General features: G+C 73.7%; 27 protein-coding genes. 16 read left to right on the forward strand and 11 right to left on the reverse strand.

Features of this window, described 5'->3' with window-relative positions; all coding sequences use genetic code 11:
• Window positions 1-19: 19 nt before the first annotated feature.
• The gene (locus Dsi01nite_RS32420) at window positions 20-385 is read right to left on the reverse strand and encodes a nuclear transport factor 2 family protein (protein WP_203850127.1); all 366 of its coding nucleotides are present in this window, start codon (window positions 383-385) and stop codon (window positions 20-22) included.
• A 54-nt stretch (window positions 386-439) separates the two neighbouring features.
• On the opposite strand from Dsi01nite_RS32420, the gene Dsi01nite_RS32425 reads away from it, so the two are divergent.
• On the forward strand, window positions 440-1072 hold the full coding sequence (locus Dsi01nite_RS32425) for a CGNR zinc finger domain-containing protein (protein ID WP_203850128.1): 633 nt from the start codon (window positions 440-442) through the stop codon (window positions 1070-1072).
• 2 nt (window positions 1073-1074) lie between these two features.
• Window positions 1075-1599: a DinB family protein gene (locus Dsi01nite_RS32430; RefSeq protein WP_203850159.1), complete on the forward strand. Its 525-nt coding sequence runs from the start codon at window positions 1075-1077 to the stop codon at window positions 1597-1599.
• Between the two features lie 65 nt (window positions 1600-1664).
• On the opposite strand, the gene Dsi01nite_RS32435 is transcribed toward Dsi01nite_RS32430, so the two are convergent.
• On the reverse strand, window positions 1665-2780 hold the full coding sequence (locus tag Dsi01nite_RS32435; RefSeq protein WP_203850129.1) for a winged helix DNA-binding domain-containing protein: 1116 nt from the start codon (window positions 2778-2780) through the stop codon (window positions 1665-1667).
• 87 nt (window positions 2781-2867) lie between these two features.
• Between Dsi01nite_RS32435 and Dsi01nite_RS32440 the strand changes: the two genes are divergently transcribed.
• The 6 genes from Dsi01nite_RS32440 (at window position 2868) to Dsi01nite_RS32465 (ending at window position 9484) form a co-directional block, all read left to right on the forward strand.
• Window positions 2868-3449: a TetR/AcrR family transcriptional regulator gene (locus Dsi01nite_RS32440; RefSeq protein WP_203850130.1), complete on the forward strand. Its 582-nt coding sequence runs from the start codon at window positions 2868-2870 to the stop codon at window positions 3447-3449.
• Window positions 3450-3573: 124 nt separating this feature from the next.
• Window positions 3574-4431, forward strand: coding sequence for an alpha/beta fold hydrolase (locus tag Dsi01nite_RS32445; protein WP_203850131.1), 858 nt, complete (start codon window positions 3574-3576; stop codon window positions 4429-4431).
• 217 nt (window positions 4432-4648) lie between these two features.
• Entirely contained in the window at window positions 4649-5914 is a 1266-nt protein-coding gene (locus tag Dsi01nite_RS32450; protein WP_203850132.1) for a YqgE/AlgH family protein, read from the forward strand.
• Between the two features lie 75 nt (window positions 5915-5989).
• Window positions 5990-8044, forward strand: coding sequence for a hypothetical protein (locus Dsi01nite_RS32455; protein WP_203850133.1), 2055 nt, complete (start codon window positions 5990-5992; stop codon window positions 8042-8044).
• A 60-nt stretch (window positions 8045-8104) separates the two neighbouring features.
• Entirely contained in the window at window positions 8105-8476 is a 372-nt protein-coding gene (locus tag Dsi01nite_RS32460) for a hypothetical protein (RefSeq protein ID WP_203850134.1), read from the forward strand.
• Between the two features lie 45 nt (window positions 8477-8521).
• Entirely contained in the window at window positions 8522-9484 is a 963-nt protein-coding gene (locus tag Dsi01nite_RS32465) for a radical SAM protein (protein ID WP_203850135.1), read from the forward strand.
• Window positions 9485-9550: 66 nt separating this feature from the next.
• Here the strand turns inward: Dsi01nite_RS32465 and Dsi01nite_RS32470 are convergent, their stop codons facing one another.
• Window positions 9551-10108 (reverse strand): class IV adenylate cyclase, encoded by a 558-nt coding sequence (locus tag Dsi01nite_RS32470; RefSeq protein ID WP_203850136.1) that lies wholly within the window; start codon window positions 10106-10108, stop codon window positions 9551-9553.
• 237 nt (window positions 10109-10345) lie between these two features.
• Here Dsi01nite_RS32470 and Dsi01nite_RS32475 point away from each other — a divergent pair, with 237 nt between their 5' ends.
• Window positions 10346-10486, forward strand: coding sequence for a helix-turn-helix transcriptional regulator (locus Dsi01nite_RS32475; RefSeq protein WP_203850137.1), 141 nt, complete (start codon window positions 10346-10348; stop codon window positions 10484-10486).
• Here Dsi01nite_RS32475 and Dsi01nite_RS32480 read toward each other — a convergent pair.
• Window positions 10483-11394 (reverse strand): helix-turn-helix domain-containing protein, encoded by a 912-nt coding sequence (locus Dsi01nite_RS32480; protein WP_203850138.1) that lies wholly within the window; start codon window positions 11392-11394, stop codon window positions 10483-10485. The genes Dsi01nite_RS32475 and Dsi01nite_RS32480 overlap by 4 nt on opposite strands.
• 59 nt (window positions 11395-11453) lie before the next feature.
• Window positions 11454-12143, reverse strand: coding sequence for a helix-turn-helix domain-containing protein (locus Dsi01nite_RS32485; protein ID WP_203850139.1), 690 nt, complete (start codon window positions 12141-12143; stop codon window positions 11454-11456).
• A gap of 54 nt (window positions 12144-12197) precedes the next feature.
• Between Dsi01nite_RS32485 and Dsi01nite_RS32490 the strand changes: the two genes are divergently transcribed.
• On the forward strand, window positions 12198-12362 hold the full coding sequence (locus tag Dsi01nite_RS32490) for a hypothetical protein (protein WP_203850140.1): 165 nt from the start codon (window positions 12198-12200) through the stop codon (window positions 12360-12362).
• 13 nt (window positions 12363-12375) lie between these two features.
• On the opposite strand, the gene Dsi01nite_RS32495 is transcribed toward Dsi01nite_RS32490, so the two are convergent.
• A complete protein-coding gene (locus Dsi01nite_RS32495) occupies window positions 12376-13089 on the reverse strand; it encodes a hypothetical protein (RefSeq protein WP_239136333.1) in 714 nt (237 codons plus the stop codon).
• Between the two features lie 10 nt (window positions 13090-13099).
• Window positions 13100-14128: a glycoside hydrolase family 113 protein gene (locus Dsi01nite_RS32500; protein ID WP_203850141.1), complete on the reverse strand. Its 1029-nt coding sequence runs from the start codon at window positions 14126-14128 to the stop codon at window positions 13100-13102.
• An 81-nt stretch (window positions 14129-14209) separates the two neighbouring features.
• Between Dsi01nite_RS32500 and Dsi01nite_RS32505 the strand changes: the two genes are divergently transcribed.
• A complete protein-coding gene (locus Dsi01nite_RS32505; protein WP_239136334.1) occupies window positions 14210-14815 on the forward strand; it encodes a TetR/AcrR family transcriptional regulator in 606 nt (201 codons plus the stop codon).
• Window positions 14816-14944: 129 nt separating this feature from the next.
• Here Dsi01nite_RS32505 and Dsi01nite_RS32510 read toward each other — a convergent pair whose 3' ends face one another.
• Window positions 14945-15874, reverse strand: a complete 930-nt coding sequence (locus tag Dsi01nite_RS32510) for a TetR/AcrR family transcriptional regulator C-terminal domain-containing protein (protein ID WP_239136335.1) — start codon at window positions 15872-15874, stop codon at window positions 14945-14947.
• Between the two features lie 133 nt (window positions 15875-16007).
• Here Dsi01nite_RS32510 and Dsi01nite_RS32515 point away from each other — a divergent pair, with 133 nt between their 5' ends.
• Window positions 16008-17213, forward strand: a complete 1206-nt coding sequence (locus Dsi01nite_RS32515) for an FAD-dependent monooxygenase (RefSeq protein WP_203850143.1) — start codon at window positions 16008-16010, stop codon at window positions 17211-17213.
• A gap of 137 nt (window positions 17214-17350) precedes the next feature.
• Window positions 17351-18241 (forward strand): SDR family oxidoreductase, encoded by an 891-nt coding sequence (locus Dsi01nite_RS32520; protein ID WP_203850144.1) that lies wholly within the window; start codon window positions 17351-17353, stop codon window positions 18239-18241.
• On the opposite strand, the gene Dsi01nite_RS32525 is transcribed toward Dsi01nite_RS32520, so the two are convergent.
• On the reverse strand, window positions 18207-19187 hold the full coding sequence (locus Dsi01nite_RS32525) for a DUF1152 domain-containing protein (RefSeq protein ID WP_203850145.1): 981 nt from the start codon (window positions 19185-19187) through the stop codon (window positions 18207-18209). The genes Dsi01nite_RS32520 and Dsi01nite_RS32525 overlap by 35 nt on opposite strands.
• Before the next feature lie 107 nt (window positions 19188-19294).
• Window positions 19295-20509 carry a serine hydrolase domain-containing protein gene (locus tag Dsi01nite_RS32530; protein ID WP_203850146.1) on the reverse strand — a complete coding sequence of 405 codons (1215 nt, stop codon included), beginning with the start codon at window positions 20507-20509 and terminating at the stop codon, window positions 19295-19297.
• A 122-nt stretch (window positions 20510-20631) separates the two neighbouring features.
• Between Dsi01nite_RS32530 and Dsi01nite_RS32535 the strand changes: the two genes are divergently transcribed.
• Genes Dsi01nite_RS32535 through Dsi01nite_RS32545 form a run of 3 tightly spaced genes read left to right on the forward strand, consistent with a single transcriptional unit; the run spans window position 20632 to window position 23400 of the window.
• Window positions 20632-21864 carry a sensor histidine kinase gene (locus tag Dsi01nite_RS32535; RefSeq protein WP_203850147.1) on the forward strand — a complete coding sequence of 411 codons (1233 nt, stop codon included), beginning with the start codon at window positions 20632-20634 and terminating at the stop codon, window positions 21862-21864.
• Window positions 21861-22511 carry a response regulator gene (locus Dsi01nite_RS32540; protein WP_275423434.1) on the forward strand — a complete coding sequence of 217 codons (651 nt, stop codon included), beginning with the start codon at window positions 21861-21863 and terminating at the stop codon, window positions 22509-22511. The genes Dsi01nite_RS32535 and Dsi01nite_RS32540 overlap by 4 nt, the downstream gene beginning before the upstream one ends.
• A gap of 22 nt (window positions 22512-22533) precedes the next feature.
• Complete coding sequence (locus tag Dsi01nite_RS32545; protein WP_203850148.1) at window positions 22534-23400, forward strand: hypothetical protein; 867 nt, start codon at window positions 22534-22536, stop codon at window positions 23398-23400.
• Window positions 23401-23407: 7 nt separating this feature from the next.
• On the opposite strand, the gene Dsi01nite_RS32550 is transcribed toward Dsi01nite_RS32545, so the two are convergent.
• On the reverse strand, window positions 23408-25114 hold the full coding sequence (locus tag Dsi01nite_RS32550; RefSeq protein WP_203850149.1) for a helix-turn-helix domain-containing protein: 1707 nt from the start codon (window positions 25112-25114) through the stop codon (window positions 23408-23410).
• Window positions 25115-25365 lie beyond the last annotated feature (251 nt).

Raw genomic sequence — 25365 nt, forward strand, 5'->3', positions numbered from 1 at the left:
AGGGCCGGTCGCCCGTGTCTCAGACCTCGGTCTGCTGGTGGAACACGCTGCGCCACCCGTCGCCGGTGCGGCCGTAGACGCTGGTGGCGAGCACCTGGAACGTCCGCTCGGCACCGCTGATCAGCGCGGTCACCGTCGCCTTGTAGGTGACCAGTGCGCTGTCGTCGCTGATCCGCAGGACCTTGAGGTCGGCCAGCGTCGTCTTCAGGAACGGGTTCTCGTTCTTGGTGATGGTCGGGACGATCTCGGCCTTGCCCGCGACGCCGTACTTGCTCACGACCAGGGCGTCATCGCGGACGACCTGGTCGTAGAACGAGCCGTCACCCTCGCGGTTGGCGCGCCACATCTCCTCCTCGAGCTGCCGCAGCTCGGTTTCGACGCTCATGTTGCCCCCTTCCGGTTCGTGGAATACCCACACGCTACCGGTTAAACTGGTTACATGCATCCCGGCATCCACGTGCTGACCAGCGGGGGCGGCCAGCGGTTCTCGTTCGATCCCGGCAGTCTCAGCATCGAGCTGCTGTCCACCGGCGGTCCGGGCGACTACCGGCACTGGGAGATCCTGCACCGCCCGGCCGACCTGGCGGACTGGCTGCCGCGCACCCGGCTCGCGGCGGCCGCGCCGCTCGCTCCAGCCGACCTGCGGATCCGGGCCGCCGACCTGGAGCGGATCCGGCACCTGCGGGACACGCTCTGGGCGGTCGCGCCGGCCCTGGCGCACGGGCGGGACGTGCTCCCCGCCGACCTCGAGGTCATCAACGGCTTCGTGCAGGAGCCGCCGAGGCTGCGGGTCGAGGCGGCGGATCTGGGCCGCCGATGGGTCGTCCCGATCACCGGGGCGCAGGTGCTCGGCGTGTTCGCTCGCGACGCGCTGGACGTGATCGGCACGCCGGCGCTGCGGGAGCGGGTCCGGGAGTGCGCCGGCGACCACTGCCGCCTGATCTTCCTCGACACGTCCCGGCCGGGGAACCGCCGCTGGTGCTCGATGGAGCGCTGCGGCAACCGCAACAAGGTGCGCACCCACCGCACCCGCCGGGCCGCCGTCGCAGCGCACACCGAAGGGAGCCGCTGATGATGTGGCGTGCCGAGGTGGTCGACCAGCTCGACCTGTACTGGGACCTGCACCTGGCGCCCAGGCTGGCCGGTCTCACCGACGAGGAGTATTTCTGGGAGCCGGTGCGGGACTGCTGGTCGGTGCGGATCGGCGGGGACGGCCACGCGACGCTGGACGGCTCGCCATCGGCCCCGGATCCGCCGCCGGTGACCACGATCGCGTGGCGGATGGCCCACGTCGCCTTCCACGTGCTCGGCTTCCGCACCAGCACGCACTTCGGCGACGGCTCGCTGACCGCGGCCACGGCACGGCTGCCGGTCACCGCGGACGAGGCCGTCGCGACGCTGGAGCGGCACTACCGCGGCTGGCGTGAAGCCGTGGTCGGGCTCGACGGTGCGGCCCTCGCGCGGGCGATCGGCGCGGCCGAGGGACCGTGGTCGAAGCGGCCGATGGCGACCCTGATGTTGCACGTCAACCGCGAGGTCATGCACCACGGTGCGGAGATCTGCCTGCTGCGCGACCTGCACCGGGCCCGCTTCGCGTGACGCTCAGGCCCAATTCGCGGCGCCCAGGCCCGTTTCGCGACGCTCAGGCCCGCTTCGTGTGACGGTCAGGCGACGCGGACCGTCAGCCCGGTCACGCCGTTGGCCTTGCTCACGTGCGTGGCCTCCCGCTCGAGATCCTTCATCGGCAACCTGACGCCGTCGAAGGGAGTGACCACGAGCTCCTTGCCGTCGATTGCCCACACCGCCTCGACCCGGCCGTCGACCACGACGATGGGGGAGATCCAGCCCGCCGTGCGGCTCACCGCGGCGCGGTGCCTGGCGTCCAGCAGCGCGTCGTCCTTCGTGCCGGGGCCGAGGATGTACTGGTCGAAGTGGCCGAGCAACTTGACCCCCTGGCACGCGGCGGCGCCCGCGAGGTCGTCGAGGTGCTCGGTCAGCATCAGCGCCTTGCGGCCCTCGACGTCGACCTCGGTCAGCTTGCCGGCCAGGGCGGCGAACCACTTGCGGAGCTTCGGCCGGCTGGTGCTGCCGAGCGTGAGCCAGCGGTCGAAGGTCTCGGGCGCGGCGGGCCCGTAGGCGCCCAGGTATCGCTCGATCGCCAGCGGCGCGGCGTCGTCGGGCCCGGGGATGCCCTTCCAGGCGGACCCGAACTTCTTCGCCGGCGACGTGAACGTGACCTTGTTGCCCTGGTTGGGACCGTGGCACAGGGCGCCGCGCCACGCGAGGGGCTTGAGCACGGAACCCCACCCCGACCGCAGCCGCTCCTCCATGCTCGCGAACCGCTTGTCGGCGACGAGCCGGGTCACCAGCTGGTCGCGGGTGAGCTCCGCACCCCCGTCGAGGATGCCGGCCACCTCTTCGGTCAGCTCGTCGATCTGCTGCGGGGTGACACCGGAGGCCTTGGTCCAGGACGGTTTGCGCCAGCTGCCCAGGTCCGCCATCAGCGACAGGTAGGCGCCGGCGTCGTCCGGGCGCAGCAGGTGCAGCGTGCCGCGCATCGCCCAGGTCTTCATCAGCGTCAGGTCGGCGACGTCCCGGTCGACCGCGTCGCCGTCGGGGGTCGTCTGCCGCAACGCGACGGCCAGCTCGGCGGCGCTCCACACCTGCGCCTGGACGCCGCACAGCCGGCCGACGATCTCGCTGGCGCTGCGCTTCGTGCGCGGATGCACGTACTGGCGCCGCATGCGCCAGGTCGCGACCTGTTTCCAGGTGACTTTCACGGCATCACCCTATCCGCGGGCCGCAGGCGGTGGGGGCCCGCCGCGCCCGCGCTTGCCAGATGCGAACGTTCGTGCTTTTCTTAGGCCATGGGGAAGGGCGAGGAGACCCGGCTCGCGGTGCTGGACGAGGCGGCGAGGGTGGCCCGCGGGGTCGGGCTCGGTGGGCTGACCATCGGCACCCTCGCTGAGCGCACGGCGCTGTCCAAGAGCGGGCTCTTCGGGCACTTCAAGTCCAAGGAGTCACTGCAGCTGCAGGTGCTCCAGCACGCCCGGGCGCGGTTCGTGGACCAGGTGGTCCGGCCGGCGCTGGGGGCGCCACGCGGGGAGCCGCGGCTGCGGGTGCTCTTCGACGGGTGGCTGCGGTGGGAGGCGGTGCCCGGCGGGTGCCTGTTCGTGACCGCGGCGGCCGAGTTCCACCACCAGCCGGGCGCCGTGCGGGACGAGGTCGTCCGGGGCGAGCGCGACATGACTGACATGATCATGACGATGTTCCGGGCCGGGATCGCCGACGGGGCGTTCCGCGGGGACGTCGACCCGGAGCAGTGCGCCTACGAGTTCAACGGCGTCCTGCTGGCCTTCCATCAGGGCTTCCACCTGCTCGAGGACGAGCGCTCCGAGCGGCGGGCGCGGCAGGCCCTCGACGCCCTGCTGGACCGCGTCCGGAGCTGATCGACGCAGGCGCACTTCATCGATCCACCCACTTTCACGGAGGAGTTCCATGGTCGCCGAGGCCGCAGTGGCGTTGCAAAAAAGCACGAACGATCGGTTTTTTCGAGCACCGCGACCGCTGCGGATGGCGTTCGGACTGCTGGAACGGACGGCGCCGGCGGTGGGGGCGCGGTGGGCCGAGCGGATCTGGTTCCGGTTGCCCAGGCGGACCGTGCGGGCCGCACACGCCGCGGGGCAGGTGCGGGCCGCGACGGCGGGCGACCCGGGGCGGCCGTTCACCGTGCGCGTCGGTGCGACGGACGTCGTCGGCGCCTCCTGGGGTGAGGGGCCGGCGGTGTACCTGCTGCACGGCTGGGCCGGGCACCGCGGGCAGCTGGAGCCGTTCGTGCCGGGGCTCGTCGGGCGCGGGTTCCGGGTGGTCGCGTTCGACGCGCCGAGCCACGGCGGGTCGGGCCCCGGCGCGTTCGGGCCGCGGTCCACGTCCATCCCGGAGTTCGCCGCCGCGCTGGAGGCAGTGGTCGCCGAGCACGGGCCGGCCGAGGCGATCGTCGCGCACTCACTCGGCTCGGTCGCGGCGGCGGTCGCCCTCTGCGACGGGTTGCGGGCCGGTCGGGTCGTCATGATCGCGCCGATGGCGAGTCCCGCGTCCTACGCCCGCTATTTCGCCCGGGTGCTCGGGTTCGGACCGCGGACCCTCCAGCGGCTCACCCGGCGGGTCGAGCGGCGGGTCGGGGCGCCGATGCGGCACTTCGACGTGCCGGAGATCGGGCGGGCCGTGCAGATGCCGCCGACGCTGATCGTGCACGACCGGGCCGACCGGTCCATCCCCGTCGCGGACGGCATCGCGATCGCCGAGGCGTGGCCTTCCGCACGGCTGCGCGTCACGTCGGGGCTCGGGCACCGCCGGCTGCTGCGCGAGCCCGAGGTCGTCGGCGCCGTCGTGGACTTCATCGACGGCAAGGAGCCGGCGCTCGGCGGGTAAAGGGCCGGCGCTCGGTGGTTGAGGTGGTTGAGGCGGTTGAGGTGCCGCGGCTCGGCGGCTCAGAGCCGAGTCGTGGCGTGCCGTGCACCGACCGGCGTCGACCGTATACCCTCGGTGCCGACGACGAGGGTCGATGGCCGAGGCCGGGAGAAGGTGGCGTGGTGCGTGCCTGGGTGGGGGACGAGTCCGGGGACCGGCGGCTCGACGAGCCCGCGTCTTGACGGGACTGTCCGACGCGCGTCGGTCGCGGGTGGTGCTCGTCGGGTCCAGCACGTATGACAACTTCCCGGCCATCCCCGCGGTCACCGGCAACCTCACCGCCCTGCGGGACGTCCTGGTGGACCCGGCCAGGTGGGGGCTGGACCCCGACGCGTGCCGCGTGGTGCACAACCCGGAGACGCCCCGCGACGTCCACACGGTGATGCGCCGCGCCGCGGCCGAGGTCGACGTGTCGGGCCTGCTGCTGCTGTACTTCGCGGGCCACGGCGTCATCGACCCCGACACGGGCGTGCTGCACCTCGCGGTCGGCCAGACCATGCCCGACTCGGCCTACTCCAGTGCCGTGCCGTTCGACTGGGTGCGCCGCCTCGTGCAGGGCAGCCGCAGCGCGCACCGCGTCGTCATCCTCGACTGCTGCTACGCCGGTCGGGCGATCCCCGGCCTCGGGGCGGGCGACGACGCCGCCCTCGCCACCCAGGTCGAGATCGACCGCAGCTGCGTCCTGGTGGCCGCGTCCGGCAACCGGATCGCCCTCGCCCCGCCGGACGAGCCGCTCACCGCGTTCACCGGCGTGCTCGTCGAGCTGCTGCGCGACGGCGTCGAGGGCGGGCCGGCGCTGCTGGACCTGGGCACGCTGCACGAGGAGATCCGGCGGGTGCAGTGGGCCCGTGGCCGGCCGATCCCGGAGCTGCGCGCCCGCAACGGCGGCGACCGGATCCCGATCGTCGTCAACGCCCGCCGGGCGGTGCGGCCCCCGGAGCGGCCGCCGCCGGAAACGCCGCGCCTCGACAGCTCCCTCGTCGGCCGGGTGCTGCGCGGCGCGGCCGACGCCGCCGATCCGGAGCTCGACGGGGTCGTCGCGATCCTCGCCCACTCGCCGATCGAGGGCGCGATCGGGGTGCGCCTGGACCGCCCCGCGACCCGTTCGCCCGCGCACGTGCTCGGCGACGACCTCGCCGCGTCGCTGCACGTGCCGGCGGTCCTGGACGGCGGGCCGGTCCGCGACGTGGTGGTGCTGCTCGCCGTGCTGCGGGCCGGCGCCGTGCCGCCGGACGGGTGGCGGGTGCTCGGCCCGGGGCTCGTCGTCGTGCCGCTGGACGCCGACCCGGCGCGGGCGGAGGCCGTGGTGGCGGCCGCGTACCTGTTCGTCGGGTACCTCGGCTGGCGGCCGCACCAGCTGGAGACCGAGCTGGCCGCCGGTGACCTCGTCGACGCGGGCACCGACCTCGCCACCTGGCTCGCCGACCCGCAGCAGGCGTGGTGAGCGCATGACCGGGCCGGAGCGCAGCGGCCGTGCAGCCTTGTCAGTCCGGCGCCGGAGCGCAGCGGAGGTGACGGCATGACCGGAACCGAGCAGAGCCTCGTGCACCGCCTGGTCACCACGATCCGGCAGGGGCGCGACGTCACCCTGGTCCTCGGCTCGGGCCTGACCGCCGGGGTGGTGCCGGGCGTCGAGCGGATGGTCGAGCTCGCCGACGAGTTCGTCGGGCAGGCGCTGCAGAACACCGACCTGCAGGCGGCCCTCGCCGGGCTGCGCGCCACCCGGCGTGGCGGTGCCCTGTACGCCGCCTACCGCCAGGCGTTCACCGAGTGGCTGTCGCCGGTCGAGTTCGACATCGTCGTGCAGCGGGCCACCCTGGAGGCGTACCGGCCGGACCGCGCCACCGCCGCCGGCTGGGAACGCGTCGGCTACCACCGCGGCGTGCAGCTGGAGGAGGACCGCGACGCGTGGTCGCTGACCCCGGGCGTCGAGGCGCTGGGAGCGCTCCTCGCCGGCCTGCCCGACCGCTTCGAGCGGCGGGTCGTCACGACCAACTTCGACCCGCTCATCGAGATCGCGGTGCGCCGGGCCGGCGGCACCGCGCGCAGCCTCACCCTGCGGCGCGACGGCACGTTCGCCGGGCCGCTCGGTCCCACCGACGGCATCGACGTGCTGCATCTGCACGGGTACTGGCGGCCGACGTCGGAGACCGACGAGCGCTCGCTGCTGCACGACCCCGTGCCGCCGCGGGCCGACGACACCGTCATCGTCGCCGCACTGGCCGCGGCGCTGCGCGGTGACACGATCTGCGTGGCCGGCTACCCGCCGGGCCGCAACGACGCGCTGACCCGGGCGGTCCAGGAGCAGTCCGACGTGCTGTGGGCCCGGCACGACGACGACGCGTCGCCGGCCGGCGCTGCGCTGATCTACACCGGTGTCGACGTCGACCGGCTGTTCCCGGCGGTCCGGCGCGGCCTGGCCGCCCTGCCCGTCTCACTGACCAGAGCCCAGCCGGGAGCCCAGCCCGGCCCGCTGACGAGCGCACCGGCCGAGCCCGTCGCCCCAGTGGCGGTGCCGCCGGCGGGGACCGCGCTGCACCGCGTCCACCTGCCGACGCTGGAGGCGATCCTCGGCACCCGCCCGTCGGCGGTGGAGCTGCTGCGGCAGCTGGACTACGAGTTCCGGTGGCGGCGCGTCGACGACACCCCGGACACACCCCTCGAACTGGTCTTCTGGCCGGTGCGGCTGCGCCAGCCCACGCTCATCTACGCGGTGCAGGCGACCGTCGCGGCGGCGCTGTCCGCGCGGGGCGTCCGGGTGGTGCTGTGCTTCGACGACCTCGCCGGCGACCAGCACACCCGCAGCTGGCGGGTCCGGTTCACCGACGAGGTCGAGCGCTGGTTCGCCCTCGTCGAGGGTGCCCGGCCGCCGGAGGTCGACTCGCTGATGGCGTTCTGCTCGCCGGGCCGCGTCGCCGAGCGGTTGCAGGACCCGGAGCTGCTGCGCCGCCCGACGCACCCGTGGGCGGTGCAGCTGGAGTACTACCGCGGCGACCGGATGATCCTCGACGTGGCGCGCGCGGCGAAGGCGTTCCCCGGCGTCGGCGACCTGGAGATCGACGACGCCATGGTCGGCGCGCAGATCCGCACCACCCGCGCCGAGCGGCTGATGAGCACCCCGGCGATCTGGGCGTACCTGCAGTTCCTGCTGCGCGACACCCGCCCCGAGGCGGTCATGACCCTCGGCGGCGAGGACGAGGCGGTCATGTGGGACCAGTGGCACGACACGTTTCCCGACTCCGTCGGCCACCTGTTCCACCCGGTCATGGCCAACGTCCGGCAGGACGCGCGGATGCTCGGCGCCCGCAGCTTCCGCGAGGTCGAGGATCACCTGCGCAAGGCGATGCGGCTGGACAGCTGGGACCGCGAGGACCACTACCTGCACTGGACCGTGCAGCATGCGGTCGTGCTGCACCGGTACCTGCGCAACCGGCCGGCGCTGTCCTACGACGGGAGGCTGCTCGACTCGTGGGACGCCGTCCGCGCGGCGCTGCTGGACGCCCGGCTGCGCCCGGGCACCGTGCGGGTGATCGCCCGCGAGGTGGCGGCGCTGCTGATGCACGAGTCGGTGTGACCCTCAGCGCGGGATGATCGGCCCATGCGCGGCACGGCGCCCACGGGTACCGTCAAGAGCATGGGCGCTTCCCCCGCCACAGCCGAGGCTGACCTCGAGCCGGCCGTCGACGACCTCGTGCTGCTCGACACCGCGGAGCAGGTCTGGGGTCCGGACCTGCTGGCCTACCTGCTCGGCGCCGGGCTCGACGCGCCGCTGGCCGGCTGGTCCGCGGAGGTCGCGCTCCGGGACCCCGGCGTCCGCACCAGGCTGGACTGCGCGCTGGAGGTGCAGCGGCTCTTCGACCTCGGCAGCGTCGCCCGCGCCTGGGCCCGCGACCTGCACCCGGCGCTCGGCTTCCGCAGCCCGGCGAGCGTGATCCGCACCGGCGAGGAGGACGAGCGCCGTATGGTGCTCGAGCTCGCCGAGCGCGACTCGCTCAAGCCGCGCTGACCGGTTCGGCCACGGACCGGCCCTGGCGATGGCATGATTCGCCGCGTGACCCGGCTCGCCGCCTCGGACTTCAAGCTCGAGAGCATCGATCTCTACATCACGTCGCGGTGCAACCGCCGCTGCTCGTACTGCTTCCTGCCCGACGCCTACTTCGACCGGACGCAGCACATGACGCCGGCGACGGTCGCCGCGATCGCCGCCTGGGCGTCCGGAGCCGCGACCGAGATCACCGTCCTGGGCGGTGAACCGGCCCTGCACCCCGAGTTCACGGCGATCGTCCGCGACACCGCGGCCACGCCGATCCGGGTCCGGACCGTCACGAACGGGAGCCGGCAGTTCAGGGCGGCCCTGCCGGCCGTACACCAGGCGCTGAGCCGGGTCGCGGTCAGCCTGGACGCACCATCGGCCACCGTCGTGGATCGCCTGCGCGGCCGCGGTGCGTTCGCCGACGCCGTCGCCACCGTCGAGGAACTGCGCGCCGCCGGGGTGCCGTTCGACCTCAACTGCACCGTCCTCGCCGACACGGTCCATCTGGTGCCGGAGATGCTGGTGTACGCCGAAGCCAGCGGGGCGGGCCGGCTCAACATGCACTGGTTCTCGCCCGTGGGCCGGGGCGCGCTGCACGCCGCGGACCAGTCGGTGCCGGCCGCGGCCTGGCGCAGCGACGTGCTCGACGTCGTCGCCGACTACCGCCCGTCGCGCCAGTCGTTCACCGTCGACTGCCAGGTCGCGTTCGACTTCCCGGTGCCCGGCGCCGACCGTGGCGTCTGCGCCGTGCGGGACCGCACCAACCTGCAGTTCCTGCCCAGCGGCGCGGTCTTCGCGTGCGGGATGCTGCTGGAGGATGAGGCCCTCGCGGCGTACCGCTGGCAGGACGGCGCACTGCTGCGTCGCGCCGGCGACACCGAGCTGGCCCGCACGACGTCGCCGTGCGGCGCGTGCCCGCTGCGGCCGGAGGACGGCGGGCATCGCCCGATCTGCATCTACAACCGCCTCGCGACCGTCTAGTTCTCGTTCCCGTGATCCGGAAGACTTTGTGCACCACCGGGTGCCCAAGGTCTTCCGGATCACGGCTCAGAACAGCAGCTCGCGGGCGTCGGGGCGGCCGTGGTCGCGCAGCCATTCGGCGGCCAGCTCGGCGTAGTTGCGCGGCTCGGGCGGGCCGATCAGGCCCTCCACCTGCTGGCGGGCGGCCGCGATGCCGGCCGGGTCGCCCTCGAACTCCGCGTAGCCGCCCAGCTCCGGCAGCTCGTCGACGGCGATCACCAGCTCGGTGCCGCGCCGGAACTCGCGGCGCCGTTTCGCCAGCCGCCAGACCAGGATCAGGCCCTGCCGGGCGAACGCGTCCCGGACCTCGCCGGTGGCGGGGAACTCCACCTCGACCCGCCGGTAGGTGCCGTCGTCGGCGCCGGTGCGGGGCCCCTTGAACCCGGCGGTCGCGACGCCGTCGACCACTCGCAGGCGCGCCACCAGGTCCTGCCCGCGCAGGCGGCCGTCGGGGGTGTCGTAGTACTCGTCGAGCTGCTCCTGCTCCGGTGTGCCCCGGAACCCGAGCGCCTCGAGCCGGTCGACGAGGGCGGCCGGGTCCGGCACGCGGTGCTTGCTCTCGACCTCGTGCACCCCGCCGGCCACGCACCCATCGTAGTGCCGGGAAGCTCCGACAGGCTCCCGCGATGGCCGTGCTGGTCGACACCCGGGGCTCTCGCCCGCCGACTCGGCCGGGGCCATCCTCACCGCGCTCAGCACCGCCTCGTCACCCACTGCCGTCAAGGTCGCCGCTGGGACGGGCCGAACGCGGCGATCGGGTTCAACGCCGACCACGCGGATCACCCGCGGGCCCGGGCCGGGCGTGCCGGGTCGCTGCGCACGGTGATCCGCGCGTCGATCGACGCCGGCCTCGGCGACCCGGCGCTCACCCCTGAGTCGCTCGCCCCGCGGCACTTCTCCCGCCGCTTCCGTGCGGCCTACGGCATGACACCCGCCGAGTGGTGCCGCCGCCACCCTGCCTAGGTTGATCCGCCGGGATGCCGGTGTGCGCGCATCGCCGCGAGCAGCCACGTGAAGGCCGGCACGGCCGGTGGTCCGGCGTCGGTGCCGTTGAGTGCGGCGAGAAGCTGCCAGTACCGCTCGACGCGGGGATCGGCGACCAGCTCCAGCCAGGTGACGAGCGCGGCGGCCTCCCCGGCCGGCAGGTCCGCCGGGACGATCCGGTCGAGGGCGGCCCGCCCCTCGACGGAGTCGGGGGTGACGCCGCGCTCGACGGCGCCGCCGGCGTGGGTGAGCACCAGCGGCCGGATGGTCAACCCGAAGTTCAGGTCGTCGCCGGTGCCGCTGCGCACCATCGTGCGGATCCTGCCCTGGAAGCCCTGGTCGGCGACCAGCTCGGCGAGGTCCAGCCAGGCGTCGAGCTGCTCGGCGGTCGGCTCCGCGGGCAGCTCCCGCATCCACCCGGCCACGACCGCGGCGTCCGGGTCCGTGGCACCGTCGAACGCGGTGCCGACGAAGTCGTCGATGATGCGCTGGCGCTGCTGCGCGGACAGCTTGGCAAGCCGGTTCATCAGGGTCATCTCCTCGGTGCTGCTGCCCCGGCGGGCGACGGTGTCCAGGACGGCCCGGCGCACCCGCAGCGTGCGCAGCTGCGCGTCCAGGGCCTTGACGTGGGTGGCGGCGAGCTCGGCGAGGGTGACCTGCCGGTCCAGCAGGGCCCGCACGGCCTCGAGGCCGAGGCCGAGGTCGCGCAGGGTGAGGATCAGCTCCAGCCGGGCGACGGCCGTCGCGTCATAGCGCCGGTATCCGCCGCCGGACCGGTCGACCGGCGGCAGCACGCCGCTGTCCGACCAGAACCGCACGGTCCGCGCCGGCACCCCGGCGCGCCGCGCGAGCTGTCCGATCGTGTAGAGCCCCGCCTCGCTGTCCACGGACCGAGTCTGCGGGTTCCACCGGGTGGAACCTCAAGCGGCCCAGCTGCAACAGCCGCTCATGTTCCGTCGGTGCGGGTCGCCTTCGCGTGCTCGGCGACCTGCCGGAGCTGCTCGGGCGGCAGCGGTGCGAGGTCCTTCATCAGCCGCCCGCGCTGGCTCGGGGGCTTGGTCCGGTCCGCTTCGCGCAGCGCCGGCGTGATCTCGTCCACGCGGCCGACGATCGCCAGGAAGTCGCCGTGCCGCAGGCTCAGCGCGTCGGCGACGCGCAGGACGAACCGGGTCTCGATGATGTCCGCGGCCGGCCTGCCGTCGATGCCGTCGTTGGTGAGGCGGCTGATGGTGGTCGCGGCCAGCCCGGAATCCTCCGCGACCCACCGTCTCGACATGTTGCGCACGTGCATCAGCCGGCCGACCACCCCGCCGACCGTCACCGGGTCCAGCGCCGGCCACGGGGGCGTTCCGGCCCGGTCCGGGGCCGCGGGCAGGGACCGCACGAACCCTCCCAACGCGGCCAGGGTCTCCTCGCTGGCATCCCAGGTGGCTGACCTGATCCGGGCGAGTTCGGTGGTGGCGTCGGCGGTCGTGGCCGGCAGGTAGGCGCCGGGGATCTCGGCGCCGCCGATGGCGAGCAGGTCGGCCGGATGCAGGTCGAGGACCGGCGCGAGGGCGACCAGCGTGGCCGGGCTCACCGCAGGGGTGGGGACACCGTGGTGGGCGCACAGCCGCTCCAACGGTGTTCCGTCCATGCGTGCAAAACTACCCGCGCCGCCGGGATTCGCCTTCTGACGTATGTCGCGGGGGTGGGTGCCGGGCCGGCCGACGACCGGGCCGCCGAGTTGGTGCGGATGCAGGTGGCCGCGCTGGTCGGCGGCACGGTCATCGCCGCCCGCCTGCGCCGCCGCCAGATCGCGGCCCGACCCGGCGGCGGCCTCATCGACCTGAGCGCCGACGTCCGCCCGGCGTGAGGCCGCCGTTTGCTCAGACGCAGTCCCAGAAGAAGCGTCCCTCCCGCTGGTCCTCGCTCAGCAGCGCGTATCCGGTGCCACCGCCGAAGTTGAGGGCGTAGGCGTCCTCATCGCAGCCCTCGGCGCCGTCCAGCTGGAAGAAGAACTGCCAGGCCGGGTCGATGACGGTGGTCCAGGGTTGCCAGAACAGCGGTTTCCCGCCGGCGTAGCTGCGCCGCAGCAACCCGTTTCCGGAGCCGTCGTCGGCGGTGTCGCCGCGCAGTGCGGCTTCCTGGGTGTCGATTTCGCGGTGGTACAGCGAAAGCGAAGCCCCCGTGAACGGCCGGGCGTCCACGTGCAGCTCGACGGGAACCCGGTCGGTCCACGTCGCCCCGCGGCGCCACAGCGACGGGCCGGTCGGCTGGCGGAGGCCGGTGACGAACGCCGGCACGCGGCCGCCGGGCTGCACCAGCAACGCGTTCTCGCCGGCCTCCGGTTCGAACGTCGGCGCCATGGACGCGTCGTCCTGCGTGATGAACAGGTAGCTCATTCGCGGCGCGGGACCCGGGAGCGGGAACTGCCCGACGAACGTCATCGGCAGCCCCGACTCGGCGGAGACCGGCCAGAGCGGCTCGTCCAGCCAGAAGGGCCGGCCGCCGAGCTTGGCCACCGGCGCGTCGATCGGCGCGGTGGCCGGGCGGAACGTCAGCTCGAGCGGGGTGTCCGGGCGGTGCGGGGACTGCCACATCCGCGGAAGGCTACCGGCCGTAGTAGCCGGCGATGGCGGCGAAGGCGGCCTTCGGTTCCCAGGGCATGTCGGGGTACGTGGTGCCGTGCCGGTCCTCGTACACCTTGACGATGCCGTAGCTGGCGAGGTCCAGGTCGTCGCGCGCGGGGGCGTCGGGGCGGTGCGGGTGGTCGTACAGCGCGAACAGGAACACGAAGGCGGTGTCGACGCCCGCCGCGTCGAAGACCTCCAGCAGCTCGCGGATGTAGGCGGCCTGGCCGGCCTCGTCGCGCACGTGGTCGCCGTCGAGCCGGACCGGGCCGTGTTCGTCGTGCTCGACGATGTCGAGGCCGTGCGCGCCGCGGTCGCCGGCGCCGCGGTAGGTGGCGGCGCCGAACTCGGTGATGGCGACCGGCTTGCCCTGCAGCGCCGGGTCGCGCATGCCCTGGGCGACCATCCCGGCGAAGTTGTCGGCGATCGCGGCGGAACGGTAGACGTCCATGGAAACGATGTCGAACGGGGTCCAGTCGACCCGGTCGATGGGCACGGAGGCGTAGGTGATCCGGCCGCCGAACCGTTCCCGGACCGTGGTCACGGCGCGCGCGAGGAAGTCGTTGACGCGGGTGCCGACCTCGCCGATGATCTCGCGGAGCCGGTCGGGCCGGGTCAGCACCGCGAGCCGCTGTTCGAGGGTGTCGCCGGGCAGGAAGCCCTGGTTCATGATGCTGAGCTCGGCGCCGGTCACGAAAACGATGTCGCCGCCGCGGTGCCGGAGCCGCTCCGCCCGTTCCGCGCAATCGGCGAAGAGCGCCAGCGTCGCCTCCGGCGTCATCTCCAGTGGGTACGGCGAGTACCACACCTCTAGGCCCAGCGCGACGGCGAGCGACGCGGCGAGGTCGATCCGGTCCGGGTCGCCGCCGGTCACGCGGACCGCGGTGCAGCGCAGGTCGTCGCGGATGATCTGCAACTCCCGCCCGACCAGGTCAGGGTCGAACCGGCGGCGCGAGTTCACGCCGTACCGGACGAAACCGGTGTCGTAGGTGATGCCGTTGCCTCGCACGCGTCTGCCTTCCTGCAAAATTGGGTACTTGACGTACCGTATTTTGACGTAGGGCCGCGGTCAAGTCGATGCTGGGGAGGAATGGAGGACGAGATGCCGGACGGCCCGACGACACAGACCCGGCGGCGGGGCGCGACCCTGGAGGCCGCGATCCTCGACGCCGCCGCCGGCGAGCTCACCGAAAACGGTTACGCGGGCCTGACCATGGACCGGGTCGCCAAGCGGGCGGGCACCAACAAGAACGCCATCTACCGCCGCTGGCCCGACCGGCTGGCGCTCGGCGTCGCCGCGTACCGGCAGCTCGCCACCACGATCGAGCCGCCCGACACCGGGGCGCTGCGCGAGGACGCCCTGGAGCTGCTGCGCCGGGCGAACCGGCACTGGAGCTCGCCGCTCGGCGCGATCCTGCGCGAGCTGCTGACCGCCGCCGGGGGAGCGCAGCACCTGCTGGCGCAGCTGCCCGGGCAGTCCACCGACGCGATGACCGCGATGTGGCTGACCGTCCTCGGCCGCGCCGTCGCCCGCGGCGAGGCCGGCCCGGCGGCGCTGCACCCCCGCGTCGCCACCGTCGCGGTCGTCCTGCTGCGCAACGAGTTCGTCACCCGTGGGGTGCCCACCGCGCCCGACGACGTGCTCGTCGACATCGTCGATGAGGTGTACCTGCCGCTGGTGCGTGCCCGCAATTAGGGACGGACACCCGGGGCGGCGTCGTCGCGATCGCCCTGGCGATCGGGCTGCGGTCGTGGCCGCTGGTGATCGCGGCCGCCGGGCTCGGCGGCATGTTCCGGCGCGGCCGGCATTGCCCCCGCCGGCGTCCTACCCGGCGGTGGCGGTCCGGGTGTCGAGGTAGACGGCCAGGCCGTCGAGGAGGCGGTCCAGGCCGAACCCGAACAGCCGGTCCAGGTCCAGGTCGAAGTTGTCGAGCTCGACCAGCTGCTCGAAGAACGGCACGTCGGGCGGCAGCTCCGCGCCGCCGAAGCCGCGGTCCATCCACTCGTTGCCGGTGATCCCGGTCTCCCGCTGGGCGTCCGCCTCGGCCTCGAGACCCGTGGCGAGGCCGCGCACGTAGCTGAACAGCAGCAGGTGCACGTGGAGCCGGTCGGACATCGACAGCGGCGTGCCGTCGAGGGCGGCCAGGACCCACTCGGTGAACCTGAGCCCGTTCATCGCCGGCTGGGGGCGGGTCAGCGACATCGTCGGCGCGAGCCACGGATGCCGCCGGCACACCCGCCACAGCAGCCGCGCGGCCAGCTCGAGCCGGTTCCGCCAGCCCGGTGGCGGCGGGACCGGCAGCGGCATCGTGCCGACCGCGAAGTCGATCATGAACAGGGTGAGGTCGTCCTTGCTCGGCACGTGGCTGTACAGCGACATGGTCGCCACCCCGAGCTCGGCGGCGATCCGGCGCATCGACACCTCCGCGATGCCCTCGGTGTCGGCGATGCCGATCGCGGTGGCCACGATCCGGGCCCGGGTCAGCTCGGCGACGTCCCGGCGCTCCGGCCCGCTCCGGCGGCGGGCAACGGGTCCGGCGCCGGTGACGACGGTGCCGATGCCCGGCCGGACCGTCGTGAGGCCGTCGCGCCGCAGGACCGCCAGGGCCTTGGTCGCGGTGGCGATCGCGACGCCCCACTGGCGGGTGATCTGCCGGGCGGACGGCACCAGGTCACCGGGCGCGAGGTCCCCGGTCTCGATGCGCCGGCGGATGTCCGCGGCGACCTGGCGGTAGGGCGGTTCGGGGTCGGTCACGGTACTAGTACACCAGACCGCCCGACCTGGCGTTCTACCCAGGTGTACTAGTAACGATTGCCAGCATTTCCAGGGCGTGGATAGCCTGCTGATGGTGCTTCGTACGCAGTACACAACGATCGGGGGAGACGACATGCGGGTGCTCATTTCCGGCGCTGGGATCGCGGGGCCGGCGCTGGCGTTCTGGCTGCACCGGCACGGGATCGCCGCGACCGTCGTGGAACGCTCCCCGGCCCCGCGCCCCGGCGGGCAGGCCGTCGACATCCGCGGCGCCGCCCGCGCCGTCGTCGACCGGATGGGCCTGATGCCGGCGGTGCGGGCGGCCCGCGTCGACGAGCGCGGCATCGCCACGGTCGACGCCCAGGGCCGGCGGACGTCCGAGATGCCGGCCGACGCGTTCGGCGGTGAAGGCTTCATCGCCGAGATCGAGCTGCCGCGCGGCGACCTGGCCGCGATCCTGCACGAGGCGACCCGCGACGACGTCGAATACCGGTTCGGCGACCGGATCACGGCACTGCGGCAACCGTCGCAGGGCGGCGTCGCCGTCGACTTCGCCGGCGGCGGCACGGAACACTTCGACCTCGTGGTCGGCGCGGACGGCGTGCGCTCGGGGGTGCGCGGGCTCGCGTTCGGCCCGGAGGAGTCCTACGTGCGGCCGCTCGGCGGCTACATCGCCTACTTCAGCGTCCCGGACCCCGGCGACCTGGAGCACTGGGTGCTGATGCACAACGCGCCCGGCGGCGTGACCGCCGGCATCCGCCCGGAGCGCGGTGGCACCGCGAAGGCGTACCTGGGCTTCACCTGCGCCGAGCCCGGCGTCGAACGGCGCCCGGCGCACGAGCAGCGGCGGCTGCTGACCGAGCGCTTCGCCGGGGTCGGCTGGCGGGTGCCAGCGCTGCTCGAGGCGATGCCGGCGGCCACCGACTTCGTCTTCGACGCCCTGTGCCAGGTGCGGGTGGAGCGCTGGACCCGGGGACGGGTCGTGCTGCTCGGCGACGCCGGCTACTGCGGTTCGCCGCTCGCGGGCCTGGGCACCAGCATGGCGCTCGTGGGCGCGTACGTGCTCGCCGGCGAACTGGCCGGGACCGCCGACGTCGCGGCCGCGTGCGACGCCTACCAGGACCGGCTGGCGGCCTATGTGGCCGCGGGCACGCAGCTGCCGCCGGGCGGCATGCGCGGGTACGCGCCGCGGAGCGCGACGATGATCCGGCTCCGGTCGCTGTCGATGCGGATGATGCTGCGCTGGCCGATGCGGCAGCTCCTCGCGGGGCAGTTCGCCAAGGCCGGCGCCATCGACCTGCCCGACTACACCCCACCCCTGCGGGCGGTGGAGTTCTAGCCGCGACGCCGCGTGGTCCGGCTGAATTTCTTCTCCGCCGATCCCACCCCGGAATCGGTATTTCCGCAGGTGGGCGGCACCATGTGAACATGCTGTTCGCGTTTGCCTGGGCCCGGCCGGAGGGCTAGGCAGGAACGATGCGCATCTTGGTGACCGGTGGAACCGGGAACGTCGGAAGACTTGTGGTCGAGCGGCTCGTCCGGGCCGGTGCCATCGTGCGGGTGGTCAGCCGCCGCCCGGGCGCCGCGCTGCCCGGCGGCGTAGAGGTGGTCCGGGGAGACCTGGCGGAGCCGGAAACCCTGCGGCCGGCGCTGCGGCAGGTGGATCGGATGTATCTGTTCCCGGCTCCCGCGACGGCGTCCGACGTCGTCCGGCTGGCGGAGCGCGCGGGCGTCCGGCGGATCGTGACGCTCTCCTCGGGGGCGGTGACCACCGGGCACGACACAGACTTCCACCTCCCCGTGGAGCAGGCGGTGCAGGCGTCCGGCCTGGAGTGGACCCATGTCCGGCCCGGCGAGTTCATGCTGAACAACCTGTGGCTCTGGGGCCCCTCGATCCGCGCCGAACGCGTGGTGCGTGAGCCGTTCCCGGACCGTGCCGGGCGACCCGTCCACGAACGGGACATCGCCGACGTCGCCGCAGTCGCGCTCCTGGAGGACGGGCACCAGGGCAAGGCGTACACGCTGAACGGGCCCGAACTGCTCAGCCGGCGCGATCAGGTGCGGACGATCGCCGACGCCGTCGGGCAGGACATCCGGCTGGAGGTGGTGACCCCGACCGAGGCCCGCGACCTGTATCTGGCGCAGGGCGGCTTCGCGGCGGCCTCCGCCGAGTTTCTCAGCGGACTGCAGGCCTACTCCGGCCCGGCGGCTGGCTCCGGCCCGGCCACCGACTCCGCGGCGGTCCACCGGTCCGAACCCGGAACGCTGCACGACGTCATCGGCGCACCCGCCCGGACGTTCGCCGCGTGGGCGCGCGAGCACGGCCCGGACTTCAATGCGGGAAGGGCATCCGGGGTCGCGGGGTGATCTCGTCGCGGAAGCGTTCGATGAGGTGGCTGACCTGCAGCATGTCGTCGGTGCCGCGGATGCGGTCCAGATACAGCGACTGCGCCGCCAGGCCGGCGAGCTCGAACGTGAAGTACATCGCCATCAGCGGGTTGACGAACAGGGGTTCCGTGAAGGTGCGGCCGTTGACGGGGACGTCGCCGACGGCGCCGGTGAGGGCCGCGGCGATCTGCCCGTTGACGATGCTGGCCCGCTTCGGCGTGGCGGCCCGGGCGTGGGCGACGGCGTCGCGGTAGAGCGCCGCCTCCCGGCCGTGGGACGGGACCGTGAACGCGCCGAGGTACGCGCCGGCCCGGTCGAGCGCGGCGATGTTCTCCAGGACCTGGACGTGGTTGACGCCGTGGTACGCGTCGACGCCGAAGCCGATCGCGGCGACCAGCTTCGTCGGCACCGGCGTGGCGTTGACGGCGGCGAGGCTGGTCGCGTCCTCGACCGGGGTGCCCAGGGCCGCCTCGTCGCCGCGCATCAGGATGTCGGTGCCGCCGTCGACCAGGACGATCGCGTCGAGCCGGAGCCGTTTCGCCAGCCGGCGGTACGCGGACCGCAGCGGCCGGACCCCGGTGCGCGGGAACGCGTAGACGGTCGGCGGCAACTGGTGCAGGTGGCCACCGCCGTCGGACCACCTTGTGGAGGCCAGCCACCGGGCAAGGGTCCGCTCCGGGAAGTAGTCGCTGAAGCCGGCGGTGTCCGGGGTCACGGCCGCGATGCCGGGCTCCAGCCAGTCGTCCCTGGCCAGCTCGTACAGGTTGACGATGGACAGGTTCGCCAGGTGGACCGTGCGGCCCTCGTCCCGCAGCGACAGGGCGAGCGGCAGCCCGGCGTACACGTCGAATCCGCCGCCGGCACCGGCGATGAGGATCCGCTCGGCGCCGTCGAGGGCCTCGAAGAACGGCAGCCGCCACGTCATGTGGTCAACCGTTCGGCGAGCGCGCCGCCGAGCGGGTGTCGAGCCCGCCGGCGACCGCCACCATCGTGAAGTTCATCCCCATCGACTGGGCACACTACCCGCCGTCGCTACGGCCGGATGATGAGTTTCTGCGCGAGCGCTTTGACCGGCGCGACGGCGCTGCGCATCCCGAGGTCGTAGTTGCTCAGCAGCACCGTCACCCAGTCGGAGTCGGGGTACCACGCCAGGTCGGTGGAGACGCCGGGGGCGCCGCCGTTGTGCCCGACCGCCCACTTGCCGCCGGTGAGGACGGCGAGCGGCGCGTAGGTCTCGAAGGCGACCTGCGGCGGCAGGCCCGGCGGGGGCGGCGGCGGTGAGATCGGCACCTTCGGGCCGAGCACCAGCCGGGTGTACACGGGGCTGAGCAGCTGGTCGCCGAGCAGGGCCGCGGTGAAGCGGGCCAGGTCCCCGGCGGTGGAGAAGGAGTTCCCGGCCGGCGAGCCGACGAAGATGTGCCGGTCGAGCGCGTCGACGCGGGCCGCGGACTGCTGTGAGCTGTACGGGCGGGCGATGCGCCGGTCGTCGCGCCACTGCGGTGCGGTGAAGAAGTCCGAGCCGGTCATGCCGGCCGGCCGGAAGATGTGCTCGCGGACGTAGTCGTAGTAGGACCGGCCGGAGACTTTCGCGACGATCGCGCCGAGGACCTGATAGGCGGAGTTGCTGTAGGCGTGACCGGCGCCGGGCGGGAAGCTCAGCGCACCCGCGCGCACGAACGCCATGGTGCCGTCCCACGCCTGCTGCACGCTTCCCCACGTGGCCGCCTGCGCCCAGAACCCGGGGCTCTGCAGGTAGTCGCCCATCCCGGAGGTGTGGGTGAGCAGGTGGTGGACGGTGACCGTCCCGGCGATCCCGGTCGGGAACCCGTCGAGGTACGTGCCGAGCGTGCCGTGGAACGACACCGTGCCCCGCTGGACGAGCTGGGCGACGGCGACGGCGGTGAAGAGCTTGGTGATCGAGCCGAGCGCGAAGGCGGTGTCCGGCCCGTTGGCGATGGACCGCTCCTGGTTCGCCATGCCGTAGGACCGGGCCAGGACCCGGCGTCCCCGGTGCAGCAGCAGGACGGTTCCGGAGAAGGCGTCCTCGGCCGCCAGCTGCGCGACGAACCGGTCGAAGGCACCGCCGGGACGCAGGTCGGCCGGCGGACCGGCCGGCGAGGCGGCCGGCGCTGCGCCGGCGGGCGAGGCGGCCAGCGCCCCACTGGCGGCGAGGGGCGCGGCGCCCAGCAGGCCGAGCGTGGCGCGCCGGCTCACCGGGCGGCCGGTCAGGGATGCACGTTGTGTCATGGGCCCACCCTCCGGCGCGCGGCGCGCTACCCGCATCTGTCGCAGGAGGTATCCGCGGCGCCCGCGGATCTGTCGTGCGAGGGACGTGCCGGCCGCGGTCCGGCCCGTACCCTCGAACAATCATGAGGCAGCTGGGGCAGGACTCGGCACTCGCCGGCGGGATGCTGGCGGCCTGTGTCGTGGTGAACAATCCACAGCAGATGGTGGCCGCGGTCGGCCCCGGCGCGGTCGTGCTGTGGTGGATCGCCACGGCGCTCGCCCTGCTGGCCGTCTCGCTGCGGCGCTGCTGGTCGCTGCCGATGCTGGGCGTCGCTGCCCTGGCGGCGGCGGTCCATGTGGGGCAGGCGGTCCCGCCGATGGTGGTGGACCTGGCTGTGCTGGTCCTGCTGTACACCGTCGCCGCCCGCCACCCCCGGGCCGTCTCGGCCGCCGGACTGGCCGGCCTGCTGCTGCTCGTCACGGGCTGGAGCGGCTATCACGCGGTCAACGGCCGGCCGGTGCCCGGGCTGCCGACGCTGGACTTCCACGTCAGCCACCTGCCGGAGCCGGGCGCCGGGCCGGACAGGAGGGCCGGAGGCGGGTCGAACCCGTGGGGCGGCGTGTCCGTGATCGCCTCCGCGCTCGTCGCGTCCTGGGCGGTCGGCTCGGCCGCGCGCAGCCGCCGGGCGTATCTCGACCAGCTGCACGCCCGGGCCCAGGATCTGGAACGGGAGCGGGACCAGCAGGCGGCGCTCGCGGTGGCGGCCGAACGCGGCCGGATCAGCCGGGAGATGCACGACGTCGTCGCCCACGGCCTGTCCGTGATCGTGATCCAGGCGCAGGGCGGCGCCGCCGCGCTGGACCGGCGACCCGCGGACACCCGCGCGGCGCTGGACGCGATTGTCAGGACCGGCCGCGACTGCATCGCCGACATGCGCCGGGTCCTGGCCGCGGTGGGCGAGGTGGACGACGCGTGGCACCCGCAGCCGGGGCTGGCCCAGCTGCCGGCCCTGCTGGCCCAGGTGCGCACGGCGGGCACGCCGGTGCGGCTGCGCGTCGAGGGCGAGCCGGCGCCGCTGCCGTCGTCGACCGACCTGTCGGCGTACCGCATCGTGCAGGAGGCGTTGACCAACACCATGCGGCACGCGGCGACCGGCGCCACCGCCACGGTGGTCCTCTCCTACGGCGGCGCCGAGGTCGGCATCGAGGTCAGCGACGACGGTCCCGGCCCGACCGGCCACGACGTCGGCGGCAACGGGCTGCGGGGCATGCGCGAGCGGGTCCAGCTGCTCGGCGGACGGCTCACCGCGGCGCCCGGGCCGGGCGGCGGCTTCACGGTCCGCGCGACCCTGCCCGTCGCGGGGTGGGGCGGGTGATCCGGGTGCTCGTCGCCGACGACCAGGCGCTGGTGCGCACCGGCTTCCGCATGATCCTGGAGAACACCGACGACATGCAGGTCGTCGGCGAGGCCGGCGACGGCGCGCGGGCTGCGGCGATGGCCCTCGACCTGCGCCCGGACGTGGTGCTGATGGACATCCGGATGCCCGGTGTCGACGGCGTCGAGGCGACCCGCCGCATCTGCGCCGCCGGCCTCCAGACCCGCGTGATGGTCCTGACGACCTTCGACCTCGACGAGTATGTCTACGCCGCGCTGCGCGCCGGGGCCAGCGGGTTCCTGCTCAAGGACACCCTCGCCGGCGACCTGCTCTCCGCCGTGCGCGTGGTTGCCCGCGGCGACGCGGTGGTGGCGCCCAGCGTGACGCGCCGCCTCCTGGAGCGGCACATCGGCACCGGCCCGGCCCCGGCGCCCACGGCCCTCGACACCCTCACCGACCGCGAGCGCGAGGTGCTGTCGCTCATCGCCCGCGGCCTGTCCAACCTCGAGATCGCCGCCCGCCTCCACCTGACCGAGGGCACCGTCAAGACCCACGTCAGCCGCGTGCTGGCCAAGCTCGACCTGCGCGATCGCGTGCAGGCCGTTGTCCACGCGTATGAATCCGGCCTGATCCGACCCGGGGTGTAGGCCCAGGACGCGGAGGTGAATCATGGGGAAGGTGAGCCGACGACTGGCGCTGCGACGGGCGGACCTCGCCGGTGGTCTCTGCCCGGTGCCGGAGGAGTGCGTCGAGGTGCTGCGGCACCGTGGGACCGTCCCCGTCGCGCTGGAACACCGGGTCCAGGGCGTCACCGCCGAGCGGCACGTGTTTGAGGCCGCGCTGCGCCAGGACGTCGAGTGGCAGTTCCACGGCGTCGAATGGCCGGCGGACCTGCGCCCCGGCGTGCTGCTCACCATCGCGTGGCGGCCCGCGAAGGACGAGGTCGTGGTGCGCACCGCGCCCCTCGTCGAGCCGTTGCGGGTCGACGGGGCCGCCTACTTCCACGAGTACGACCCGAAGGTCGTCACCCGCGAATACGCCCCGGGCCAGGCGAACTGGTCGAAGGTGCTGCACACGGTGCGGCACCTGGGTCGCGTCTTCGACGACGGCAGCGCCGTGTTCGCCGAGGCGGACCTGCTCAAGCGCAGCCGGCTCGGCCGGGGCGACCGCGGCGCGTTCCTGCTCCGCAACGCCGTCGCGCAGCTGCTCCGCGAGGGTCACGTCACCCGCGTCGTCGGCAGCGTCGACCCGACCGGGCACCCGTCCTACCCGGGTGTCGACGGCGAGGAGGCGGCGGAGATGCTGCTCTACGCCCCGCTGGTCGAACCCGGCCCGCACCCGGACGAGCCCGCCGGGGAGGGCTCCGACCGCCGCGAGCACTGGGTCAACGGCTTCCTGCGCAAGCTCCCGCCCGGCGCCCAGCCGTCGGAGCGGCAGCTGTCGCTGCACCAGCGGACCGTCGAGCAGGAGGAGCTCGACGACGCCGAGCTCCCACCCGGCTACACGTTCGTGAAGAAGCACCACCGCAACGGCTGAAGCCCGCTCACAGGCGGTAGCGGATCAGCACCGGCGACCCGGTGAGCGTGATCTCGGCGCCCGCGCTGACCTGCTCCGTGGTGCCGTCCAGCCGCAGCACCGACTCCGCGCCGGCCTCGGCCCGCAGCGTGATCGGCCCCGCGTGGGTCCAGCGGATCAGGGCCCGGCGGTTGCCCTCCGGGGTCGACACGACGAACTCGCACTGCCACACGTACTGCGGCAGCCCCACCGCCTGACCGGTCCCGCAGCCGGTGATCTGCGCGCCGGCCACCCACCGCTGCAACTGCTGCACCGCCAGGGCCGCCTCCGTCGGGTCGCCCTGGTCCGGCTGCAGCACGATCGGGATCTTCGTGCCGCCCCAGTTGTAGAAGTACATCCGTTGCAGGCCGGTCGCCCTGGCCAGCAGCCCGACCAGGTAGAACCGCACCGCGTAGTCCCGGGCCCGGTCGCCCTCCAGGTGCCCCTGCAGCGGGATCTCGTAGGTCGTGCCGGTGTTCCACAGCGGCGGGTGCACGCCGATCTCCTGGAAGAGCCGGCCGATCAGCGCGGTGAGCTCCAGCATCATCTCCGGCGGGTCCTCCGCCGAGCGCTGGTGCAGCTTGATGCCGGCGGCGTGGCAGTACTGATACCCGCCGAGCTCGGCGAACCGCCGCAGCACCTGCTGCCCCTCGGCGGTCCACAGGTTGCCCATCCCGGGGCACACCACGACCGCCTTCGGGTCGGCGGCGCGGATGACGGCGTTGGCCCGCCGGGTCATCTCCACCAGCGTCTCCATCGAGCCGGAGTACATCCTCGGATCGTTGGCGAACACCCACAGCTCATAGGCGGAGATGCGGCCTTTGTACCGGTCGACGAGCGCGCCGATGAACGCGTCCCACACCGCCAGGTCGTCCGGCGGGGCCGACCGCGCGCCGTCCGGGTAGACCGACAGCTTGCCGTCCGGCGCCGCCCACGCGGGCGTGCCGCCCACCACGAACAGCACCGGCAGGTCGTGGCTGCGGGCGCCGTCGACGAGCCGGTCGAGGACCGTCCAGTCGAACCGGTCCCGGGCCGGCTGGATCAGCGACCAGGTCGTCTCGCTGTCCCACAGCCGCACCGCCCCGGTCGTGAACCCCGGCATGTGCCCCGTCGCGCTGTTGATCGTCACGCCGAAGTATTCCGCCGGCACCGGCTGTGCGGGCATCGTCCAGGTCGGCCCGCTGATCCACTGCGGCGGCGGCGCGGCCGTGGTCGCCTTCTGCTCGGGTGCCGGGCCGGACTTGTCGATCATCCGCGTGACCACGGCCGTCCCGGCCACCAGGAGCACGGCGGCGAGCCCGGCGAGCACAGCGGTCCGCCATTTGCCGGTTTTCGCCGGTACGACCAGCGCCGGCGCTGCGGCTTCGCCGTTTTTCGTTGGTTCGCCTGATTCTGGCGCTTCGCGCTGTTCTGGCGATTCGCCAGGTTCGGCGGCTTCCGGTGCTTCGGCCGGTGCCTGCTTGAGGGCGGCCGTCCAGAGCGGGTACAGCCGGTCGAGCTCGGCCCGGTCCGCGCCGCACGCCCGGGCGATCCGCTCCACCGTGCCGAAGTCGTGCGGCACGGCGCGCCCGGCGATGAACCGGTGCACCGCCGACTTGCTCAGGTTGACCTTCTGCCCGATGACCGCATGGCTGAGGCCGCTGCGGTCCTTGAGCTCGGTCAGCACGGCGGCAAGGTCGCCGGGGTGGTGCGGCATCGCCGTCTTCTCTCCACAGGGGGCCGGGGGCAGCATCCTACCGACCGTCCCAGCGGCAGCACATCCCCGCAGGTCAGCACGAGGATGGCATCCCAGCGTCCCGAGTTTGTGCCGCACCCTGGCGCCCCGTTCGCGGACCTGGGCAAACTGCCGCGACGGCGGTGACCGGGGGAACGTCATCGGGGGCGTCCGGTCACCGGTTGCTTGGGGCGGACACAGTCAGCCGGCCAGGCAGGCCCGGGGGTGGGCTC

Source organism: Dactylosporangium siamense, from assembly GCF_016862795.1.
Taxonomy (GTDB): Bacteria; Actinomycetota; Actinomycetes; order Mycobacteriales; family Micromonosporaceae; genus Dactylosporangium; species Dactylosporangium siamense.

What these genes read in the sequence shown, in the direction of transcription:
- Dsi01nite_RS32515 (WP_203850143.1), top strand. Translation starts at nt 16,008, where the DNA reads ATGCGGGTGCTCATTTCCGGCGCTGGGATCGCGGGGCCGGCGCTGGCG.
- Dsi01nite_RS32425 (WP_203850128.1), top strand. Translation starts at nt 440, where the DNA reads ATGCATCCCGGCATCCACGTGCTGACCAGCGGGGGCGGCCAGCGGTTC.
- Dsi01nite_RS32525 (WP_203850145.1), bottom strand. Translation starts at nt 19,187, where the DNA reads ATGACGTGGCGGCTGCCGTTCTTCGAGGCCCTCGACGGCGCCGAGCGG.
- Dsi01nite_RS32495 (WP_239136333.1), bottom strand. Translation starts at nt 13,089, where the DNA reads ATGTGGCAGTCCCCGCACCGCCCGGACACCCCGCTCGAGCTGACGTTC.
- Dsi01nite_RS32420 (WP_203850127.1), bottom strand. Translation starts at nt 385, where the DNA reads ATGAGCGTCGAAACCGAGCTGCGGCAGCTCGAGGAGGAGATGTGGCGC.
- Dsi01nite_RS32440 (WP_203850130.1), top strand. Translation starts at nt 2,868, where the DNA reads ATGGGGAAGGGCGAGGAGACCCGGCTCGCGGTGCTGGACGAGGCGGCG.
- Dsi01nite_RS32485 (WP_203850139.1), bottom strand. Translation starts at nt 12,143, where the DNA reads ATGGACGGAACACCGTTGGAGCGGCTGTGCGCCCACCACGGTGTCCCC.
- Dsi01nite_RS32445 (WP_203850131.1), top strand. Translation starts at nt 3,574, where the DNA reads ATGGCGTTCGGACTGCTGGAACGGACGGCGCCGGCGGTGGGGGCGCGG.
- Dsi01nite_RS32455 (WP_203850133.1), top strand. Translation starts at nt 5,990, where the DNA reads ATGACCGGAACCGAGCAGAGCCTCGTGCACCGCCTGGTCACCACGATC.
- Dsi01nite_RS32505 (WP_239136334.1), top strand. Translation starts at nt 14,210, where the DNA reads ATGGAGGACGAGATGCCGGACGGCCCGACGACACAGACCCGGCGGCGG.
- Dsi01nite_RS32430 (WP_203850159.1), top strand. Translation starts at nt 1,075, where the DNA reads ATGTGGCGTGCCGAGGTGGTCGACCAGCTCGACCTGTACTGGGACCTG.
- Dsi01nite_RS32550 (WP_203850149.1), bottom strand. Translation starts at nt 25,114, where the DNA reads ATGCCGCACCACCCCGGCGACCTTGCCGCCGTGCTGACCGAGCTCAAG.
- Dsi01nite_RS32535 (WP_203850147.1), top strand. Translation starts at nt 20,632, where the DNA reads ATGAGGCAGCTGGGGCAGGACTCGGCACTCGCCGGCGGGATGCTGGCG.
- Dsi01nite_RS32520 (WP_203850144.1), top strand. Translation starts at nt 17,351, where the DNA reads ATGCGCATCTTGGTGACCGGTGGAACCGGGAACGTCGGAAGACTTGTG.
- Dsi01nite_RS32530 (WP_203850146.1), bottom strand. Translation starts at nt 20,509, where the DNA reads ATGACACAACGTGCATCCCTGACCGGCCGCCCGGTGAGCCGGCGCGCC.
- Dsi01nite_RS32545 (WP_203850148.1), top strand. Translation starts at nt 22,534, where the DNA reads ATGGGGAAGGTGAGCCGACGACTGGCGCTGCGACGGGCGGACCTCGCC.
- Dsi01nite_RS32460 (WP_203850134.1), top strand. Translation starts at nt 8,105, where the DNA reads ATGGGCGCTTCCCCCGCCACAGCCGAGGCTGACCTCGAGCCGGCCGTC.